Source organism: Rathayibacter sp. VKM Ac-2805 (assembly GCF_009834265.1).
Taxonomy (GTDB): Bacteria; Actinomycetota; Actinomycetes; order Actinomycetales; family Microbacteriaceae; genus Rathayibacter.
Window position 1 is genome coordinate 296,979 of the sequence record NZ_CP047185.1, and the last position, 18,646, is coordinate 315,624.

Here is an 18,646-nt window from a genome sequence, read left to right on the forward strand (position 1 = left end):
CGACAGACCAGGTGAACCATGGCCACGCAGACCGCTCTCGACGCCGTGCGCGCCGCTCCCACTCTGCTCGAGGCCGTCCGGATGGCGGACGAGCTGACGGTCGCCGCGGTGAGCGACGGTGGTGGCCGCGCGGTGCGCCTGCTCACCCGCGCAGCCCTGGACCCCTCGGACCAGCTCACTGCGATCGCGGCCGTGCACTCGCTCGCGCAGGTCTTCGACGAGGAGGCCGACCTCGCGCTGCTGATGCTACTCGAGGACGAGCGCCCGTACCTCCGCGAGCACGCGGCCTGGGCCTTCGGCGGGCGCCTGCCCCGCCCCGCCGCGCTCGGACCGCTGCTGCGCCTGGTCCGCGACGGCGGCTTCTCCGGCATGCTCGCGCAGCGCACCGTCCTGCTCTGGGCCTCCTCGACCCCCGACCTCGTCGCCGTCGCGCTCGAGGGCGCGCTGCTCGGCGAGCGCGAAGCGGCGGCCCGGGCACGGCTCGTCGAGACCCTGGGCCTCGTGCCCGGCGCGATCGCCGAGCGCACCCTCCTGCACGTGGCCGCCGATCGCGCGGAGGGGCTGGAGGCGCGGGCCGCCGCGACGGACGCGCTCGGCGAGCGCGGCTCCGACGACGCCGAGCTCCTGCTCACCGGCCTGGCCGAGGAGGCGGCGCCGATCGGGCCCCTCGCCCTGCTCGCCCTCGGCGACCTCGCCCCCGCACCGGCCGTGGAGGCCGGGCCGACGGTCGCGCAGCTCTTCGTCCACGCCGACATCGACGGCACCCTGACGCGGGTGGGCGCGGGCGACAACGGCGGCATCGCGACCCTGCTGGTGCGCCTGGGCGACTCGCTCGTCGAGCAGGAGGGCATCGACCGGGTGCTCACGCTCTCGCGCGGGACCCCGGCCGAGGCCGAGCGCGCGCTCGGCGAGCTGCCCGACTCCGGCCACGGCTTCGCTCCGGTCCCGTTCGTGGGGCCGCCCGTGGCCATGCCTCAGGCGTGGAGCCGTCGCATCGCCGCCGAGCGCGGCATCCGCCGGATCCTGCGCGCGGCCGGCCGGGTCGACGTGCTGCACCTGCGCATGGCGGACGTCGGATCCCTCGCGGCGGCCGCGGTCGCCCGGGAGCTCGAGATCCCCGTCGTGTTCACCCTCGCTCCGGACCCGCACGCCCTGATCGCGGGCCTGGACGCCTCCGGCGCCCTCACCCGCGCGGACTTCGGTGAGCGCGACGCCGCCGAGCACTTCTGGTTCCGCGTGCGCCTGGTGCAGCGCCTGGCCGCCGACGCCGCGCACACCGTCCTCTTCCCGCGGGAGGAGCTGGCGGCGACCATCCGCGAGCTGATCGGCGTCGACATCACCGCGCACCCGGAGCGGCACACGATCGTCCCGGAGGGGATCGACGTCGGCCTGGTCGAGCGCGGCGAGTCGGCCGCACGGGCCTCTGCCGCCGGTGAGCCGGTCGCGCTGGACGAGGGCGGGGACCTGGCCTCGCTCGACCTCCTGCTGGAGGAGCTGCCCGAGCACCGCCGCGGCCTCCCGCTGCTGCTCAGCGTGGGTCGCCTGCACCGGGTGAAGGGGATGGCGGCGCTCGCCGAGGCCTGGGCGTCCGACCCCTCGCTCCGGGAGCGCGCCAACCTGCTCCTGGTCGGCGGCGACCTCGCCGACCCGAGCCCCGACGAGCTCGAGCAGCTCGACCGCATCCGCGCCGTCGCGTCCGACGGGCTGCTCCTGGCCGGCCACCGCCCGAACGGGACCGTTGCCCGCTGGCTCGGCGCGATCCGGCACGGCCGACCGGGGCTCTCTGCTCCGGGAGGCGCCTACGTCTGCGCGAGCGTCAAGGAGGAGTTCGGCATCGCCCTCCTCGAGGCGCTCTCCGCAGGACTGGTCGTCGTCGCTCCGGCGACAGGCGGGCCCGCGACCTACGTCGAGGAGGGGGAGACCGGCTTCCTGGTCGACACCGCCGACCCCGCGGCGCTCGCCGCCGGCGCCGCCGCCGCACTGGATCTCGCAGGAGGGCCTCTCGGCGAGCACGCCGCGGCCCGCGGGCGTGCGATGGTCGCCGAGCGCTACACGGTGCAGGCCATGGCTCATGCCCTCTCGGGCGTCTACGCGCACGCGACCGCGGACCAGGAGCGTCCCCTCCGCTCGCCGCTCGTGCTGGGGGCCTCGTGACCCTGCTGATCATCAGCCCCGACTACGCGTCGCACCTGCTGCCGCTGGCGACCCTCGGCACGGCGTGGCAGGAGGCGGGCGAGCGCGTCGTCGTGGCCACCGGCGACGCGACGCGCTCCATCGTCGACGGCTTCGGATTCGAGCACATCGCGCTCCGGCTGGGGCGCGGCTCCAACCCGGGCACGATCCGCGCGGAGGAGCAGGCGCCCGACGAGGGCGCGTCCCTCCGCGGCTTCTTCGACGCCACCCGGCGCGGGATGGTCCCGACCCTCGCCTACCAGGCGCGGGAACGGCTCACCGACCTGCTCTGGGATCCGTCCGGCGTCGCCGCGCGCCTGCGCGTGATCCTCGACGAGGTGCAGCCCGACGCGATCGTGGTCGACCACCTCGCCTTCACCGCGCGCGTGGCGCTGAAGGCACTCCGCGTGCCCTACGGCGACGTCGTGCTCGGCCACCCCAGCGCGCTCACGGTGCCCGGCGAGGTCTACGGCTTCCCTCCGGTCTGGCCGGACGCCTTCGCTCCGGAGCCCGACGACCTCGATGCGCTCCGCGCCCTCTGCGAGCAGGTGCGCGACTCCTTCACCGCGGAGTGGAACGCCGCCCTCACCACCCTCGACCCCGGGGCGGCGCCCAGCGCCGACGCCTTCGCCGAGAGCGGCGACGTCCTGCTGCTCAACTACCCGGGCGAGCTCCACGACTCGGCCCGCACCGCTCAGCTGCCGCCGCACGCGTTCCTCGGCTCCGCCGTCCGCGAGGAGCCCGACGACGCGGAGGTCGAGGAGTGGCTCGCCGCGTCCGAGGACCCGGTCGTCTACGTGAGCTTCGGCAGTTTCCTCTCGGTGCGCGACGACGTGCTCGCCCGGGTCGTCGAGGCCCTGGCCGGCGTCGAGGCCGGGGGCAGGCCCGTCCGCGTGGCTCTCGCCTCCGGCGCGACCGAGCGCGCGGCTCTGGGCGAGATCCCCGAGGGCTGGCTGGTCCGCGGCTTCCTGCCGCAGGTCGCGCTCCTGCGCCGGGCCGCGCTCGCGGTCAGCCACGGCGGCAACAACAGCGTCACGGAGGCGATGACCGCGGGCGTGCCGCTCGTCGTCCTCCCGTTCTCGACGGACCAGTTCGCGGGGGCGGCCGCACTCGAGGACGCCGGGTTCGCCGCCGTGCTCGACCCCAACGCCGCCTCCGCGCGACAGCTCGCGGAGGCTGCGCGGCGAATGCTCGCACTCGACGATCCCGCCCGGGAACGGCTGGCGGCGCTCGCCGAGGGCCTCGCCCGCGATACGGGACCGCAGCGGGCCCTCTCCGCCCTGAGCGGAGCGACCGTCCAGCGCTAGCCTGGGCCGATGGTCGAGCCGACACCCCAGGACGCGCCGCTGCGTGCCGAGCGGAACGCCGCGCGGGCGGAGCCGATGCTGGCTGCTCTCGGCGCGTTCGGGCGCTTCGAGGGGATCGTCCCTCCGCTGTTCGAGGCGGCCGTGCGGATCCTGCACCCCTCCGACGACCCGCCCCGGCGCTGGCGCGAGGTCGCCGAGCGGGAGGGGACGCTCCTGCATCCGCTCGCGCAGTGGGACTCGCTCACCGGCGAGCATCCCGACGAGTACGCGGAGCCCCGCCTCGGAGTGCTCCCGCTCGACGAGCTCGCGGCCGTCGCGGCCGTGCTCGCGGAGCACACGAGCGCTCCCGAGGACTGCCTGGCCGTGTTCTGGGAGGGGTTCGGCGTGCTGAGCGGCGGGTCGCGGATCCTGATCTCCCGCTCGGACGCCTCGGACGAGCTGCCCGAGTGGATGAGCGACACCCGGCCGACCGGCTGGGAGCACCCCGAGACCGCCGCCGCGGCGACGGTCGAGCTGCCGGGGCGGGAGGGGCCTCTGCTCTCGCTCGACGTCAGGGTGCTCGAGGACACCGCGTGGGCGCGCTCGGCGGGCTTCGCCGACGCCTCCGGGCTCGTCGTGCAGACTCCGCTCGCGCTCTGGCCGGAGGACCGGGCCTGGTACCTCGCGAGCGAGGTCGACTTCGACTCGACGCTGATCGGCGGCTCGCGCGCCCTCGTCGACGACCTGCTGCGGCTCTCCGCCGCGGGGCGGATCGAGGCGCTCCTGCTGCCGGAGCAGGTGGACCTCACGAGCACCGGTGACCGGCTCAACCCGAGGCGGCGGTGACGGAGTGAGCGACGAGGACGACGAGCGCTGGCTCGTCGTGAAGGGCCGCCGATGGCGGCGCACCGACCCCTCGCTGCCGGAGGACGTGGTCGCCGGCCTCACCTCGCACCTCGGGCGCGGGCGCTCGGGAGTGCGCTCGGCCAGGATGCACGAGGACGCGGAGGCGGAGGCGCTGGCGCGCAGGAGGGTCGGGCTCGCCAAGCACGGGCTGGGCGAGCGCGGACCGGCATGGTGGGACGAGCCCGAGGCCGATCGGCTCGAGCGCGCCCGCGAGGCGCTGCGGGCGCTCGAGGAGCTCGACGCTCCGGAGGACTGACTCGGCTTCTGCATCCCCCGAGCGTGCTCGTCGGGCGAGGCGGGCGGGGAGTGCCCGAGCGGATCCGGGGAGAGCGCGCGGAACCGCGGCCTGTGGAGGAGGACCGCCCCCGCCGAGGCCGCGAGCCGAGCCCGCCCGCCCCTAGCGGAACCTCACCACGAAGCCGTCCTCCGGCCCGGTCGGAAAGCTCTGCAGGCTCACGCGCAGATCCTGCCCGTCCTCGGCGTCGTACGGGTGCCCCGCGGCCAGGAGCTCCAGCGCCGCGGACAGCAGGTCGACGGTCGCCGGCTCGCCCGGGCACCGGTGGTCGCCGCCGTAGTGCCCGCCGCCCTGGGCGATGAAGCCGTTGCGGTCGACCGGCGACCGGAACCGCTCCGGATCGAAGCGGCCCGGCGCCTCCCAGTGCGAGCCGTGGTCCGTCGCGTAGAGGTCGAGCAGCATCCACTGCCCCGCGGGAAGCGTCTCGCCGCGGAAGTCCAGCTCCCGGCGGGCCCTTCCTCCGACCATCGGGAAGAACGGGTAGAAGCGCCGCACCTCGTTCGCGAACGCGACGCGCTCCTCCTGGTCGGCGAGCCGCTCCCGCCACTCCGGATGCCGGTGCAGCGCGAGCGCCGCCAGGACCACGAAGCGCCCCACCGCGACCGTGGGCCGCAGCACGTTGATCAGCTCCACCGCGGCGACCTCGACGGGCAGGAGGCCGCCGTCCTCCTTCTCGTGGGCGATCCGGTGCAGGGGAGTCGGGGAGGGTCCGGCCGTCCGGCTCGCCTCGATCAGGCCGCGCGCCCACCGCTCGGTCGAGCGGCGGCGGAGTCGCGCGGCCCAGTTGGGCGGGCCGAAGCGCCCGGCGTTGTCGATCATCGCCCGGAGCTCGTCCGTGCGCCGCAGCACCTCCTCCTCGTCGGCCTCGATGCCGGCCCACGACAGGACCGCGCGGCCCAGGACCTCCGCGGCGACGTCCTGGAGGCGGACCCGCTCGCCCGTCAGCCGGGCGGCGGACGCCTGCCACTCCCGCGCGAAGGCCGAGACCAGCCTCGACCGCTGCTCGGGCGTCTCCACCAGATCCAGGAACATCCGCTTCCGCCTCCGGTGCGGCTCGTCCTCGAGGGTCTGCACGCTGCCCTCGTCCTGCAGGAGGTGCAGCACGGAGCCGGGCAGCGCGCCCTCGCGGTCGAAGCGCCCGCCCTCGTAGAAGAAGCGCGCCGCCTCGATACCGCGCGCCATGATCACGGGGCGTCCGAGGATCCGGGTGCGGAACGCGTCCGCGCCCACGTCGTCGAAGCGCCGCGTCCCGAAGAGGTAGCCGTCGGCGAGGACGGCCGCGCTGCTGTCGACGGCGGGGAGGACGGGGATCGAGGCGGCGATCAGCCGGCCGATCCCTCGGTGTCGTCGCCCTCGGCCTGCGAGGGCTTGTCTACGCCCGCGTCGTCGACGTGGTCGTGGTTCTGCGGGTTCTCCTGCGGCTGCTCGGTCCGGTCGGTCATGGTGCTCCTCTCGCGTCGGCGCGGTGCGCGCCTCGCGGCCACGGTAGGAAGAGCGCGGCGGACCCGGGTACCCCGTTGACTCGCGGGGGAGGGGCGGGCAGACTCCGCCGCCCTCAGCGCCTCCGCAGGAGGACCGGCGCGGTCGCCCAGACCACGGCGAGCAGCAGCAGCACGCCTCCGCCCGCCCAGAGGCCCGCCGGCCCGCCCAGCACGACGTCGAACACGAAGCCCACGACTCCGACGAACAGCAGCGATCCCGCCGCGAGGCACACCGTGACCACCCGGTTGCCGAACCGCACCAGCTCGGCCTTCCTCCGCCGCTGGAACAGCAGCCGGTGGGCGATGACGGGCGCCAGCGCCAGGATCGTGACGCACGCGGCGAGCAGGACGAGCACGAGGTAGAGCGCCACGTCGGGCGGCGCGAGGTCGGCGAAGCGCTGCTGGAAGCACAGCGTCAGCAGGAAGCCGCCCAGGATCTGCGTGCCGGTCTGCACGACCCGCAGCTCCTGCAGGATCTCGTTCCAGTTGCGGTCGGATCGCTCCTCCACCGTCTCGTCGCGACCGGAGTCGGGGGCGGAGGGGTCGACGGGTCGGTCGCTCATGGGACGAGGGTAGAGCTCAGGCGAGCAGGGACTCCGCCAGCGAGATCGCCCCGCGCACCCCGGACTCGTCGCCGAGGGCCGGGCGCACGATGCGGATCCGCCCGCCGCCAGTCCCCGTCGCTCCGGGCGCGCCCATCAGCCGCTCGACCTCGGCCTCGACCGCGGGGACGAGCCCAGGCGTCTTCGACACGCCTCCGCCGACGACCGCGAGCCGCACGCCCGCGACGTAAGCGAGCGTCGTGACGAGCTGCGCGAGGTAGTAGGAGCTGAAGCGGAGGTTCGCGGCCGCCTCCTCGGTGCCGAGGCGGGAGCCGTCGACGCCCCAGCGCGCTGAGATCGCGGGACCGGCGACCAGGCCCTCGAGGCAGTCGCCGTGGAACGGGCAGGTGCCGGCGAAGCCGTCCCCGGGGTGGCGGCGGGGCAGCAGGTGCGCGACCTCGGGCCAGCCGCTGCCGGCGAGGAGCCGTCCGCCCGCGATCACGCCGCCGCCGACTCCGGTGCCGACGGTCAGGTAGACGAAGTCGTCGACTCCGGCTCCGGCGCCCCAGCGGGCCTCGCCCAGGGCGGCTCCGTTGACGTCGGTGACCAGCGCGAGCCGGGCGCCCGGTGCGGCCGCGCCGATCGGGCCGAGGACGTCAGTGCCCTCCCAGCCGAGTTTCGGCGTGGAGGTGAGGTGCCCGTAGGTCGGCGAGCCGGGATCGATGTCGAGCGGGCCGAAGGAGGCGACGCCGACCGCGGCGACGGTGCCGTCGACTCCGTGGCCGCTGACGAAACCGGCCAGATCGGCGAGAGTCTCGGCGGGCCCGCGGGTCGGCAGGGTCGTCGTCGCGAGGATCCGCTCGGGATCAGCGGCGTCGGCGACCGCCGCGACGACCTTCGTGCCCCCGGTCTCGATGCCGACGAGGAGGGGACGGTCGGCGGTGGCGCTCATGGATCTCCAGGGCTCGTGCGGTGCGTCTCGGGTCTCAGCAGGCGGACAGCGAGCGCACCTGCGCCGACAGGGTCAGGGGGCTGCCGAGGAGCAGCACCTGATCGAGGTCGTGGCCCTGCATCTTCACACGGGTGCTGCGCGGCAGGCAGGTCGGCTCGCTGAGGTAGAGCGGGGCGCCCTGCTTCGCGGCGACCGGGCCCACGGCCAGCGCGTCGGCGAAGCCGGTGGCGGTCGCGAGGTAGACGGTGTCGCCCAGCTCGGACGGCGGGAAGACGTCGTTGAGGCGTCGGCTGGTGTCGTGGCGGTCCGTCCCGGCGATGCGCGACACGGTGTCGGCGATCTTCGCGGCGCGGAGGTCGGCCTCCACGGCGGTCGAGATCGACGGCGCACCGCCGAGCAGCTGCACGGAGGAGGGGTCGAGTCCGGCGAGGGTGTCGCGGGTCGGCTGGTCGAGGCGCGAGCGGGCGCCGTCGACGAGGAGGACGGGCTCGGCGCGGCGGCCGGCGATCGGCGCGACCGAGAGGGCGTCCGGGAAGTTGGTGCCGGTCGCGACGAAGACGTTCTCGTAGCTGCCGTCGGGGAAGGCGTCCTCGACGATCCGGCGCGAGGTGTCGTAGCGGTCGACGCCCTCGATGCGCTCGGTCGGGATCCCGAGGGCCCGCACCTGCTGGAGCACCGAGTCGCTCACGGAGAGGGCGCTGCCGACCACGACGATCCGCTGCGGGGCGAGGCGGCGCAGCTCGGCCGCCACCACGGCGGGCAGGACGCTCGGGTCGGTGAGCAGGAGGGCGCCGCCCTGCTTCGCGGCGGCGGGGCCGGCGCTCAGCGCGTCCGGCCAGTTCGCTCCGCTGGCGAGGTAGACGACGGGGGCGCCGTCGGCGAATCCGGAGGTGGTCACCGCGACAGCGGTCGCGTATCTGTCGGTCCCGGCGAGGCGGGCGACGTCGGAGGAGTAGGCCGACGGGAAGAAGTCGATGCCGCTGCGGCCGCCCGGCGGCACGGTGACGACCGCGCGCTCGTCGAGGCGGGCCAGGCGCGAGAAGTACTGGTCGTCGTAGGCGGGGTACCCCGGCTCCACGAGGCGCAGGAGGTAGTCGCCGGCGGGCAGGGCGAGGTCGCCCGTGTCCCACGCGCGGGCGGCGCCGGGGGCTCCGGTGACGGGGACGGTGTCGAGGAGCGAGTACGTCCCTCCGTCGACCCACCAGGCCTGCACGTCGAAGGAGGGGGAGGAGACGCCCGGGACCGCGTCGGCGGTGACCGATCCGGACAGCTCGGCGGTGCGCAGGAGGGAGATGGCGATGGACTCGTCGGTCCCCCGGGTCGTCCTCGCGGCCTCGGCGACCGGGGTGTCGCCGAACCAGGTCGGGAACCAGTCGTCGCTGCCGATCAGGTTCGCGCGGACGGTGAGGGGCTCGCCGCCGGGAACGGGGAGGGAGAAGTCCGCGCCCGTATCGGCCTCGGCGACCACGTCCCCCTCGGCGTTCTGGACCTGGATGTAGAAGGACGGGTTCGCGGGGGCGGGGTGCTCCTCGTCGGCGTCGCGGAGCGCGATGGTGCCGGAGAGGACGACCTCGGCGGACGCCTCCTGCGCGGCGCTCGCGCTCGGGAGATCGGGGGCGGCGACGGCCGGACCGGCAGCGAGGCCGGCCAGCAGGAGAGCGGAGACGCCGATCGCGGCGAGGGAGCGTGCGGGCACGGCGGGCCTTTCGGCAGGATCCGCGGGAGGCCGCGGCGGACACGGTGTCTGAATGCTAGCCGTCGCTCGCCTCCGGGCGAGGGCGGGTGTCGGCGGGATGGGCCCCCGTCCGGGGGGGCGATGGTGGTGGATTCCCGGGGCCGCCGGAGGAGTCCGCGCGAGCAGGCTCCCCCGGCGACCCGGGTCGGATCCCCTACTTGACGACTGCTGCGGTGGCGGCGGAGGTGCGCGTCGCCGTCGTGTAGTCGGCCTTCTTGCCGGTGACGGTCACCGTGATCTTCTTCCCCACCGTGGCGCTGGTCGGCTTGTACGTGGCGGAGGTCGCCCCGGAGATCGCCGTGCCGTTCGCCTTCCACTGGTAGGTGAGGGTCACCGGCGAGGGCCCCCAGGTCCCCGGCTTGGCGGTCAGGGTGGAGCCGACCTTCGCGGTTCCGGAGATCGTCGGGGTCGCGGCGGAGAGGGTGCCCGCCGCCACGGCGCTCGTCTTCGCGGAGGTCTTCGTCACGGCGGTGAAGCCGGACTTCGACCCCGTGACCGTCACGGTGATCGTCTTGCCGAGGGTGGCGCTCGTCGGCGTGTAGGTCGCGGACGTCGCCCCGCTCAGAGCGGTGCCGTTCGCTTTCCACTGGTAGGCGAGGGCGACGGGGGAGGGGCCCCAGGTGCCGGGCTTCGCGGTGAGGGTCGAGCCCACCTTCGCGGTGCCGCCGATGGTCGGCGTCGCGGCGGTGATCGCACCGCCGGTCACGGCAGGGGTCCCGGAGGAGACCCGCGTGGTCGAGACGTAGCCCGACTTGGAGCCCGTGACGGCGACGGTGATCACCTTCCCTGCGTCGGTCGAGACCGGGCGGTACGTGGTGCCCGTCGCTCCGCTGATCGCAGTGCCGTTCGCGCGCCACTGGTACGCGAGGGCGACGGGGGAGGGGCCCCAGGTGCCGGCGCTCGCCGTGAGCGTCGAGCCGACCGCGGCGGTGCCGGTGACGGTCGGAGTCGCGGCGGTGAGGGCGGTGCCGCCGATGACGATGCTCCTCGTCACGGCGTAGCTCTCTCCGGCGGAGTTCAGAGCGCTCACCCGCAGCGTGTAGGCGGAACCGATGGTCAGATTGGAGAAGGTCTGCGAGAGCTTCGACGCCGACACCACGGTGGACCAGGGACCGGCTCCACTGTTGTCGATGCCGTCGCGCGACACGCGGTAGCCGGTGATCGAGGTTCCTCCGGTGTCGGTCGGCACCTTCCAGTTCAGGGTCGCGCTGCGGGTGGAGCTGTCGGGGATCGCTACGACGGAGTTCGGCTCCGAAGGGGCGTGGTGCGGCTCGACGACGATCGTGGTCGTCGCGGACTCGCCCTGACCGATCTTGTTGAAAGCGGTGACCGAGAAGGTGTACTCGGTATTCGCCTTCAGATTCGTGAAGGTCTGGCTGTAGGGCTGAGCGGAATCGCTCCGCACGGTGCTCACAATGGTCGACCAGGGTCCGCTGCCGCTCGCGTCAGTGCCGGACCGGCCGACGCGATAGCCGAGAATCGGCGAGTTGCCGTCCCCGACGGGTGGCTGCCAGCTCACGACGACTCGGCGATCCGATCCTGCCGTTGCTTGGAGCGATGAGACGGAGGCTGGCGCGGAGGTGCTCCACGTCGCCGTCGCGCACGCGGGTTCACCTGTTGCGTACTCCGGAGTTTCCTCGCCCGAGTACTCGTAGGTCTCCGCGGCGACGCAAAACTCGTACTGCTGACCCGGCTTCATCTGAAAGGAGGCTTCATTCGTCCGAGAGTCGACGACATCTTCGTGGTGATCCGAATACTCCTGAGTCGACGCGTACCAGCTGTATTGATCGAAGGCGCACAGCAGTCCGTCCTTCGTAGGCGGGGCCCATCGCCACGTCACGGTGCCAGTGCTCGACACCTCTCCGGAGACCTGAGGCGGAGCCGGAGCGGTCCAGAAGTGGTCGATCTCGGCGGTCGAGGTCGTGCTCTGAGTACTGGAGGGCACGAGCAGGACTCCATCGGAACCTCCCTCGAAAGGAACACCGAAATCGGTGACGCTCGCTACTTCGAAGTGGTAGGGCTTCCTATAGGAGCCGAGGTCGACCGTGATGGACGTGCTGCCGGAAGTGGAGTAGAGCCGGACGGTGTCCTTCCAGCCGCCTCCGTCCCACACATCACCCTCAATCGTGTAGATGTGCACGCGATAGCCGGCGACCTTCTGCGCGGGTGCCGTCCACGAGATGGTGACGGCGTCCGTGCAGCTGTTGTCAGACGCGACGACGTTCGTCGGCGCGGCCGGCGAGCCCGCGGCCTGGGCCGGGGTCGCGACGAAGAGGGAGAGGAGCAGGGCGAGGAAAAGGGAGACGCTGAGGGTCTTCGTTCGCATGGAGGAGGGCATCCGGATTCGTCGGAGCGAGAAGGCCGACGACTGTCGGGCCGGAGGGATCGTCCCATGCCGCTTATCGCTGCACTAAGTCCCCCATTCAGGGCGGAATTTGGCGGAATGGAGAAGTGTCATCAGCGCGATGACAAGCGAGGGATAAGGCTCTTCCTCCGAGAGGCGCCGCGTCATCCCTCCGGAAGCCGCCTCAAGGCGAGAGTCGCGGCGGCATAACAGCGCCCCGCGCGAGAGCCGCGGCGGTTTCCCGCGCCGCATCCACCGTTCACGCGCGTTCCGTGCGCCCCACGGCGAGAACCGCACGATCGGCGCGTGCAAGACTGGGCGCGAGCGTGCTCCATCCCGCTGCGTCATGCGCGGGGCACGGAGCCACTGGACCCGGTCCGCTCATCCGCATCCTTTCGCAGGAGGACTCGAATGACCGATACCGCCGTGCTCGCCGAGGCACCCGCCCGAACCCCCGTCGCGAAGACGATCCTGATGTGCCGTCCCGAGCACTTCACCGTCGTCTACCGCATCAATCCGTGGATGGACCCGCAGGTCCCCACCGACACCTCCCTCGCCGTCCGGCAGTGGCAGACCCTCTACGACACCTACGCCGATCTGGGCTTCACCATCGAGCTGATCGAGCCCGAGGCCGGACTGCCGGACATGGTCTACGCGGCCAACGGCGGATTCGTGATCGACGGCATCGCCTACGGCGCCTCCTTCACCTACCCCGAGCGCCAGCCGGAGGGCCCGGCGTACATGGACTGGTTCCGCTCGGCCGGCTTCGACGTCCGCGTCCCCGAGGAGATCAACGAGGGCGAGGGCGACTTCCTCCTCGTCGGCGAGCGGATCCTCGCCGGCACGGGCTTCCGCTCCGCCTCCGACTCGCACGCCGAGGTCGCCCGCGTCTTCGGCCGCGAGGTCGTCACGCTCGAGCTCGTGAACCCGTCGTTCTACCACCTCGACACCGCGATCGCCGTGCTCGACGACACGAACATCGCCTACCTTCCGAGCGCGTTCAGCGAGGAGGGCAACCGCACCCTCCGCGAGCTCTACCCCGACGCGATCCTCGTCTCGGAGGAGGACGCGTCCGTGCTCGGACTCAACTCCTTCTCCGACGGCCTCAACGTCGTCATCGCCTCCCGCGCGACGGGCTTCGAGCGCCAGCTGCGCGAGCGCGGCTACAACCCGATCGGCGTCGACCTGTCCGAGCTGCTGCTCGGCGGCGGCGGCGTGAAGTGCTGCACGCTCGAGCTGCGCCGCTGACCCCACTCCACCGGCCGGCGACGCCCCTGCGCAGCGCCGACCCACCCTCCACTGTCCACGATTCGTCGCACTCGACGCCGAGTGCGACGACTCCTGGAGAGTCGATCGTCCCCTCAGGAGGAACGACATGAGCATCACCGACACCGACACCGCCCGCTCCGCCGCCCTCATCGCCGCGGAGGAGGAGCACGCCGCCCACAACTACCACCCGCTGCCCGTCGTCGCGGCCACCGGCGAGGGCGCCTGGATCACCGACGTCGAGGGCGTCCGCTACCTCGACTGCCTCGCCGCCTACTCCGCCGTGAACTTCGGCCACTCGCACCCGGTGCTGCTGGAGGCGGCCCGCGAGCAGCTCGGCCGCGTCACCCTCACCAGCCGCGCGTTCCACAACGACCGCCTCGGCCCGTTCGTCACGGCGCTCGCCGCGCTCGCCGGCAAGGACATGGTCCTGCCGATGAACACGGGCGCGGAGGCGGTCGAGTCGGGCATCAAGGTCGCCCGCGCCTGGGGCTACCGGGTCAAGGGCGTCGCTCCGGGCCGGGCGAACATCATCGTCGCGGCGGGCAACTTCCACGGTCGCACGACCACGATCATCTCGTTCAGCGACGACGCGGAGGCGCGCGACGGCTTCGCTCCGTTCACGCCCGGATTCCGCACGGTCCCGTTCGGGGACGCGGAGGCCCTCGAGGCCGCGATCGACGACGACACCGTCGCCGTGCTGATCGAGCCGATCCAGGGTGAGGCGGGCATCGTCGTGCCGCCGGCCGACTACCTCCCGGCCGTCCGCGAGATCACCGCGCGCCGCAACGTCCTCTTCATCGCCGACGAGATCCAGTCCGGCCTCGGCCGCACCGGCGCCACCTTCGCCTGCGACCTGGTCGGAGTCGTCCCCGACGTCTACCTGCTCGGCAAGGCGCTCGGCGGCGGCATCGTCCCCGTCTCGGCCGTGGTCGCGGACGCCGACGTGCTCGGCGTCCTGCAGCCGGGCCAGCACGGCTCCACCTTCGGCGGCAACCCGCTCGCCGCTGCCGTCGGCCTGGCGGTCGTCGAGATGCTCGCGACCGGCGAGTACCAGGCCCTCGCCCGCGAGCGCGGCGCCCAGCTGCATGCCCGCCTCGAGGCGCTGATCGGCCGCGGAGTGGTCGCCGTCCGCGGCGCCGGACTCTGGGCCGGCATCGACATCGACCCGGGGCTCGCCTCGGGCCGCGCCGTCTGCGAGGCCCTGATGGCCCGCGGAGTGCTGGCCAAGGACACGCACGGCTCGACGATCCGCCTGGCGCCGCCGCTGGTGGTCACCGCCGCCGAGATCGACTTCGCCGTCGACGAGCTGGAGGCCGTGCTCGCCTCCCTCCGCTGAGGCGCCCCGCCCTCCCTGCCTCCGCGAGATGCCACTTCGGTACGCCCGGCACGGCGTGTCGCGTACCTAAGTGGCATCTCGCGGAGGGGAGCGGGGTCAGCAGGCGGCGCCGGCGGTCGCCGACTCGGGGAGGTTGCTCATCGGGAGCGTGTACTCGCCCTTCAGCGCCGAGATCCAGACGGTGGTCGGGGCGACGGCGGCGAAGTTGGAGTTGAGCAGCGCCATCAGCGTGGTGTGCAGGGAGTGGGCGTCGATCGAGCCCGCGTCGTTCGAGATCGCGATCGCGCCCGTCGCGTCCGAGAGGACTTCGGCGCGGAGCCCGTGGGTCTCGGCCTCGGCGGCGGAGGCGAGGATGCAGTTGTTGGTCATGTAGCCGACGAGGGTGATCGTGTCGACGTCGTGCTCGCGCAGCCAGTCGAGCAGGTCGGTCCCCGCGAAGACGGTGCCGAACTGCTTCGTCACGCTCTTCCACGAGTCCGAGCGGCGCTTCTCGATCTCCGGGTGCAGAGCGAAGGACGGGCCGGACGGGTCGAAGATCGGGGCCCCCTCGCCCGCGCTGTGCTGGACCACGGCGATCGGGAGGCCCGCGGCGGCGGCGGAGTCGAGAGCGGCGGCGATCCTCGGCAGCGACTGCGCGTGCGGCGGGTACTGGATCTCGAGCGGACCGCTGAAGTACTCCTGCTGCACGTCGACGAGGATCAGTGCGCGGCGCGGTGTGGTCATGAGGTGCTCCCATCGGTGGCGGACGTCGCCGATCCTCCCGCCCGGGGCTGGGAGCGGCGGTCAGCCACGCGGCCCGCCACCCGGTCGTGCGCGCAGGCCCACACCTCCTCGTGCTCGAGCGGGGTGAGGACGCCGGCATCGAGCAGCCGGTCGGCCCGGCGCAGCGCGGCCGCGATCGAGGCCAGCTCGGCGACGGCGGGGGAGTCGACGTCCGCGATCACGAGATGGCGGGCACAGGCGCAGCGGAGGCGGCGGGTGGAGCGGGCCGAGAGGAGCAGGAGCGACGCGGTCGGCAGGGCGAGCGCGGCCAGCAGGAGGAGCGACAGCCGGTCGAGGGCGAGCGTCCCGACGGCTCCGGCGGTCATCGCGGCGAGGACCAGCTGCGGACCGGCCGCGTGCAGGCGGAGGAGCCTCCGCTCCTCGAGGGAGGTGCCGGGTGCGAAGACGACGAGCTCGCTCCGGACGACGCCGTACCGGCTCGAGCCGACGGTGTGGCGGCCCCAGCGGGGCCCGGCGTCGAGGAGGCGGAGGAGCAGGTGCACGAGCGCCATCCTCGGCCCGTGACGGCGGCATCCGAGGGGGTCCTGACGGAATGCAGGCGGGCCCCGACCCGATCCGCACGATCCGCTCGCGCGACACTCACGACCCCCTCACGACGCGGGATCGCGCGCCGACGTCCCTCCACAGCCGATTACCCGTGAGGAAAGCGTGAGGATCCGCTCATTCAGGGCGGGCGCGCTCCTCACGGCGAGTAGAAACATCCAGTGACCTCTTCCGTCGTCCGTGGCGACCCCGACGCCCTCGAACCCTCCCCCCTCTCCTCCGCGCGCGCGGGCGGGGTGAAGGCGTGGCTCCTCGAGGGCCTCCGCGACGACTCCGGAGCCCACCCGGGCCCCCACGCGGCCACCGCCAAGACGCACTCGTGGTGGCGGGTGATGTGCCTCACGGGCGTCGACTACTTCTCCACCCTCGGCTACCAGCCGGCGATCGCGGCGCTCGCCGCGGGCCTGGTCTCGCCGCTCGCGACGATCGTCCTGGTGGTGCTGACACTCCTGGGCGCACTCCCCGTCTACCGCCGCGTGGCCCGCGAGAGCTTCCGCGGCGAGGGGTCGATCGCGATGCTCGAGCGCCTGCTGCCCTGGTGGGGCGGCAAGCTCTTCGTGCTCGTGCTGCTGGGGTTCGCGGCGACCGACTTCATGATCACGATCACCCTCTCGGCGGCCGACGCGACGGCGCACGCGGTCGAGAACCCCTTCGCTCCCGCCTGGTTCCACGGCGCGGAGGTGCCGCTCACGCTGGGCCTGATCGCCCTGCTGGGGATCGTGTTCCTCCGCGGGTTCCGCGAGGCCATCTCGATCGCGGTCGTGCTCGTGGCCGTGTTCCTCCTCCTCAACGCGATCGTCATCGCCGTGGCGATCGGGCACGTGGCCGAGAACCCCGTCGTCATCGGCGACTGGTGGTCGGCGCTCACGACCCAGCACGGGAATCCGCTCGTCATGGTCGGCATCGCGCTCATCGTGTTCCCCAAGCTCGCGCTCGGGCTCTCCGGCTTCGAGACCGGGGTCGCGGTCATGCCGCAGATCCGAGGCGACGCGGGCGACACCGAGGACGCCCCGGTCGGCCGCATCCGCGGGGCGAAGCGGCTGCTCATCACCGCCGCCGTCACGATGTCGGCGTTCCTCATCACCTCGAGCTTCGTGACCACGCTGCTCATCCCGCAGGCGCAGTTCCAGCCGGGCGGCGAGGCCAACGGCCGCGCGCTGGCCTACCTCGCCCACGAGTACCTCGGCGAGGGCTTCGGCACGGTCTACGACGTCGCGACGATCTGCATCCTCTGGTTCGCGGGCGCCTCCGCCCTGGCCGGCCTGCTCAACATCGTCCCGCGCTACCTGCCCCGCTACGGCATGGCGCCGCAGTGGGCCGGCGCCGTGCGTCCGCTCGTGCTGGTCTTCACCGTCGTGGCCTTCGTCATCACGATCCTCTTCCGCGCCGACGTCGACGCGCAGGGCGGGGCCTACGCGACCGGCGTGCTGGTGCTGATCACCTCCGCGTCCGTCGCCGTGTTCCTCTCGGCGAAGCGGAAGAAGCAGCGCAAGCGCGCGGTGGGCTTCGCAGTCATCGCCCTGGTCTTCGTCTACACGACGGTCGTCAACGTGATCGAGCGGCCCGACGGCGTGCGGATCGCGGCGGTCTTCATCGTCGGCATCCTCGCGGTCTCGCTCGTCTCGCGGGTGCACCGCTCGTTCCAGCTGCGCGCCACCTCCGTGGTGTTCGACGCCGCCGCGATCGACTTCCTCACCACGGACGCCGACGACTACGGCGTGATCCGCATCCTCGCGAACGAGCCCGACGACGGCTCCGAGGCCGAGTACCGGGACAAGCTGGCGGAGGAGCAGCGCGACAGCAACCTGCCCATGCGCGGGCCGGTGCTCTTCCTCGAGGTGCACACCACCGACTCCTCCGACTTCGAGGAGGACCTGGTCGTGCAGGGCCGCGTCTGCCACGGCTTCCGCGTGCTCATGGTGACCAGCGGCAACATCCCGAACACCATCGCCACGGTGCTGCTCGAGATCCGCGACCTCACCGGCGTGATCCCGGACGTCTACTTCGAGTGGACCGAGGGCGGCCCCCTCTCGAACATGTTCCGCTTCCTCATCACCGGCACCGGCGAGGTCGCCCCCGTCACCCGCGAGGTCCTCCGCCGCGCGGAGTCCCGCCGCGACCGCCGGCCGGGCGTGCACGTGGGCTGACGCCTGCTGCGCGGCGGGGGCGTGGCGGCGCCGAGGTGCCGCTCCTGCTGCGGGATGCCGCCGAGACGCCGCTCCGTCATCGAGACACCGCGGCAGGAGCGGTGCGTCGGCGGAGGAGGCGGTGTTCCGGCGCGCGGCGGCCCCGTAGCGTGGGCGCGGGCGCCCGTCGGGGCGCCGACACCGACGAACGGACGACGATGACCCTCGAGGACCAGCGCGCGCACATCCTGACCGGCGCCGTGTACGACGACATGACCCCCGAGCTCGTCGCCGCGCGTGAGCGGGCGGTCCTCGCCTCGAACGCGTACAACGCGAGCTTCGGGCGCCCATCGGTCGAGCGGGAGGCTCTGCTCCGCGAGCTCGTCGCCTCGGTGGGCGCGGACGCGCACCTCGAGCCGACGTTCCGCTGCGAGTTCGGGTTCAACATCACGATCGGCGACCGCTTCTACGCGAACTTCGACTGCATCCTGCTCGACGGCGCCCCCATCACGATCGGCGACGACGTGCTGTTCGGCCCGCGCGTCTCGATCTACACGTCGAACCACGCCCTCGACCCGGCGGAGCGCGCCGCCGGCGCCTGCACTGCGAAGCCGGTCGTCGTCGGCGACGGCGTCTGGATCGGCGGCGGCGTCACGATCAACCAGGGCGTCACCATCGGCGACGGGGCCGTGATCGGCTCGGGCAGCGTCGTCACCCGCGACGTCCCTCCGCTCACCATCGCCGCCGGCGTCCCCGCCCGCGTCCTCCGCTCGATCACCCCCGACGACCGGACGGGCTACCGCCCCAGCCACTGACCGAAGGCGCGTGGCCGAGCTGGCGTCACCGAGACGAAGAGCATCTCGATCAACGCAGCGT

The 18,646-nt window shown here is 73.2% G+C and carries 15 protein-coding genes; 8 read left to right on the plus strand and 7 right to left on the minus strand.

The annotated features are described in order from the left end of the window. The first annotated feature begins 18 nt into the window (after positions 1 to 18). The 4 genes from GSU40_RS01425 to GSU40_RS01440 are packed head-to-tail and all read left to right on the plus strand — an operon-like array spanning position 19 to position 4,620. Positions 19 to 2,154 (plus strand): glycosyltransferase, encoded by a 2,136-nt coding sequence (locus GSU40_RS01425; RefSeq protein ID WP_160033206.1) that lies wholly within the window; start codon positions 19 to 21, stop codon positions 2,152 to 2,154. Beyond that, positions 2,151 to 3,479, plus strand: coding sequence for a glycosyltransferase (locus GSU40_RS01430; RefSeq protein ID WP_160033208.1), 1,329 nt, complete (start codon positions 2,151 to 2,153; stop codon positions 3,477 to 3,479). Before GSU40_RS01425 ends, GSU40_RS01430 begins: the two co-directional genes overlap by 4 nt. Positions 3,480 to 3,488: 9 nt before the next feature. After that, positions 3,489 to 4,304, plus strand: a complete 816-nt coding sequence (locus GSU40_RS01435) for a hypothetical protein (RefSeq protein ID WP_160033210.1) — start codon at positions 3,489 to 3,491, stop codon at positions 4,302 to 4,304. Between the two features lie 4 nt (positions 4,305 to 4,308). Next, complete coding sequence (locus GSU40_RS01440; RefSeq protein ID WP_104256066.1) at positions 4,309 to 4,620, plus strand: biopolymer transporter Tol; 312 nt, start codon at positions 4,309 to 4,311, stop codon at positions 4,618 to 4,620. A 141-nt stretch (positions 4,621 to 4,761) separates the two neighbouring features. On the opposite strand, the gene GSU40_RS01445 is transcribed toward GSU40_RS01440, so the two are convergent. The 5 genes from GSU40_RS01445 to GSU40_RS01465 all read right to left on the minus strand — a co-directional run bounded on the left by GSU40_RS01445 (position 4,762) and on the right by GSU40_RS01465 (position 11,695). After that, complete coding sequence (locus tag GSU40_RS01445) at positions 4,762 to 5,889, minus strand: cytochrome P450 (protein ID WP_160033212.1); 1,128 nt, start codon at positions 5,887 to 5,889, stop codon at positions 4,762 to 4,764. Between the two features lie 325 nt (positions 5,890 to 6,214). Then, positions 6,215 to 6,703, minus strand: a complete 489-nt coding sequence (locus GSU40_RS01450; RefSeq protein WP_104223741.1) for a DUF6328 family protein — start codon at positions 6,701 to 6,703, stop codon at positions 6,215 to 6,217. 16 nt (positions 6,704 to 6,719) lie between these two features. Continuing rightward, a complete protein-coding gene (locus GSU40_RS01455) occupies positions 6,720 to 7,634 on the minus strand; it encodes an ROK family protein (RefSeq protein ID WP_160033214.1) in 915 nt (304 codons plus the stop codon). Between the two features lie 34 nt (positions 7,635 to 7,668). Next, positions 7,669 to 9,330: a cell wall-binding repeat-containing protein gene (locus tag GSU40_RS01460; RefSeq protein WP_160033216.1), complete on the minus strand. Its 1,662-nt coding sequence runs from the start codon at positions 9,328 to 9,330 to the stop codon at positions 7,669 to 7,671. Positions 9,331 to 9,523: 193 nt separating this feature from the next. Continuing rightward, positions 9,524 to 11,695 (minus strand): fibronectin type III domain-containing protein, encoded by a 2,172-nt coding sequence (locus GSU40_RS01465; RefSeq protein WP_160033218.1) that lies wholly within the window; start codon positions 11,693 to 11,695, stop codon positions 9,524 to 9,526. Between the two features lie 429 nt (positions 11,696 to 12,124). Between GSU40_RS01465 and ddaH the strand changes: the two genes are divergently transcribed. Then, positions 12,125 to 12,961 (plus strand): dimethylargininase, encoded by an 837-nt coding sequence (gene ddaH, locus GSU40_RS01470; RefSeq protein ID WP_159940103.1) that lies wholly within the window; start codon positions 12,125 to 12,127, stop codon positions 12,959 to 12,961. 127 nt (positions 12,962 to 13,088) lie between these two features. Next, complete coding sequence (gene rocD / locus GSU40_RS01475) at positions 13,089 to 14,318, plus strand: ornithine--oxo-acid transaminase (RefSeq protein ID WP_167299014.1); 1,230 nt, start codon at positions 13,089 to 13,091, stop codon at positions 14,316 to 14,318. Positions 14,319 to 14,414: 96 nt separating this feature from the next. On the opposite strand, the gene GSU40_RS01480 is transcribed toward rocD, so the two are convergent. Together GSU40_RS01480 and GSU40_RS01485 are read right to left on the minus strand one after the other, a co-directional pair. After that, positions 14,415 to 15,041: an isochorismatase family protein gene (locus GSU40_RS01480; RefSeq protein WP_160033220.1), complete on the minus strand. Its 627-nt coding sequence runs from the start codon at positions 15,039 to 15,041 to the stop codon at positions 14,415 to 14,417. Further along, entirely contained in the window at positions 15,038 to 15,583 is a 546-nt protein-coding gene (locus GSU40_RS01485; RefSeq protein ID WP_160033222.1) for a DUF6611 family protein, read from the minus strand. Before GSU40_RS01485 ends, GSU40_RS01480 begins: the two co-directional genes overlap by 4 nt. A gap of 297 nt (positions 15,584 to 15,880) precedes the next feature. Here GSU40_RS01485 and GSU40_RS01490 point away from each other — a divergent pair, with 297 nt between their 5' ends. Continuing rightward, positions 15,881 to 17,791 carry an amino acid permease gene (locus GSU40_RS01490; RefSeq protein ID WP_160036060.1) on the plus strand — a complete coding sequence of 637 codons (1,911 nt, stop codon included), beginning with the start codon at positions 15,881 to 15,883 and terminating at the stop codon, positions 17,789 to 17,791. 197 nt (positions 17,792 to 17,988) lie between these two features. After that, positions 17,989 to 18,585: a sugar O-acetyltransferase gene (locus GSU40_RS01495; protein WP_160033224.1), complete on the plus strand. Its 597-nt coding sequence runs from the start codon at positions 17,989 to 17,991 to the stop codon at positions 18,583 to 18,585. The last annotated feature ends 61 nt before the right edge of the window (positions 18,586 to 18,646 follow it).

Bases quoted from the DNA above. Each gene is read 5' to 3' on its own strand.
- GSU40_RS01425 (WP_160033206.1), top strand. From the start codon at position 19: ATGGCCACGCAGACCGCTCTCGACGCCGTGCGCGCCGCTCCCACTCTG.
- GSU40_RS01435 (WP_160033210.1), top strand. From the start codon at position 3,489: ATGGTCGAGCCGACACCCCAGGACGCGCCGCTGCGTGCCGAGCGGAAC.
- GSU40_RS01450 (WP_104223741.1), bottom strand. From the start codon at position 6,703: ATGAGCGACCGACCCGTCGACCCCTCCGCCCCCGACTCCGGTCGCGAC.
- GSU40_RS01455 (WP_160033214.1), bottom strand. From the start codon at position 7,634: ATGAGCGCCACCGCCGACCGTCCCCTCCTCGTCGGCATCGAGACCGGG.
- GSU40_RS01465 (WP_160033218.1), bottom strand. From the start codon at position 11,695: ATGCGAACGAAGACCCTCAGCGTCTCCCTTTTCCTCGCCCTGCTCCTC.
- ddaH (WP_159940103.1), top strand. From the start codon at position 12,125: ATGACCGATACCGCCGTGCTCGCCGAGGCACCCGCCCGAACCCCCGTC.
- rocD (WP_167299014.1), top strand. From the start codon at position 13,089: ATGAGCATCACCGACACCGACACCGCCCGCTCCGCCGCCCTCATCGCC.
- GSU40_RS01480 (WP_160033220.1), bottom strand. From the start codon at position 15,041: ATGACCACACCGCGCCGCGCACTGATCCTCGTCGACGTGCAGCAGGAG.
- GSU40_RS01495 (WP_160033224.1), top strand. From the start codon at position 17,989: ATGACCCTCGAGGACCAGCGCGCGCACATCCTGACCGGCGCCGTGTAC.